Source organism: Streptomyces rhizosphaerihabitans, assembly GCF_025399795.1.
GTDB lineage: Bacteria > Actinomycetota > Actinomycetes > Streptomycetales > Streptomycetaceae > Streptomyces > Streptomyces rhizosphaerihabitans.
Genome location: NZ_JAODTZ010000191.1, coordinates 1 through 449, shown reverse-complemented (window position 1 = coordinate 449; position 449 = coordinate 1). Strand labels below are relative to the sequence as shown.

Here is a 449-nt window from a genome sequence, read left to right as displayed (position 1 = left end):
TCCTGGACCGCGACCATGCGGGCGAGCAGGGGGTCGCGGGGGTCGATCAGGTCGTCGCCGAGGAGGACGGCGAAGGGCTCGTGGCCGACGTGCGGGGCGGCGCACAGGACGGCGTGGCCGAGGCCCTTGGGGTCGCCCTGGCGCACGTAGTGCATGGTCGCGAGGTCGCTGGACTCCTGGACCTTGGCGAGCCGGTCGGCGTCGCCCTTCTTCTGAAGGGCGGACTCCAGCTCGTAGTTGCGGTCGAAGTGGTCCTCCAGGGGCCGCTTGTTGCGGCCCGTGATCATCAGGACGTCGTCGAGACCCGCCGACGCGGCCTCTTCGACCACGTACTGGATCGCCGGCTTGTCGACGACCGGCAGCATCTCCTTGGGAGTGGCCTTGGTGGCCGGCAGGAACCGGGTGCCGAGGCCTGCCGCGGGGATGACAGCCTTGCTGATCCTGGGGTG

General features: G+C 70.4%; 1 protein-coding gene. It reads right to left on the bottom strand.

Annotation, left to right across the window (positions count from 1 at the left end; translation table 11 throughout):
* Nucleotides 1-449 (bottom strand): UTP--glucose-1-phosphate uridylyltransferase (locus N4G66_RS45355; RefSeq protein ID WP_261710175.1); only part of this gene is annotated, 449 nt, incomplete at both ends.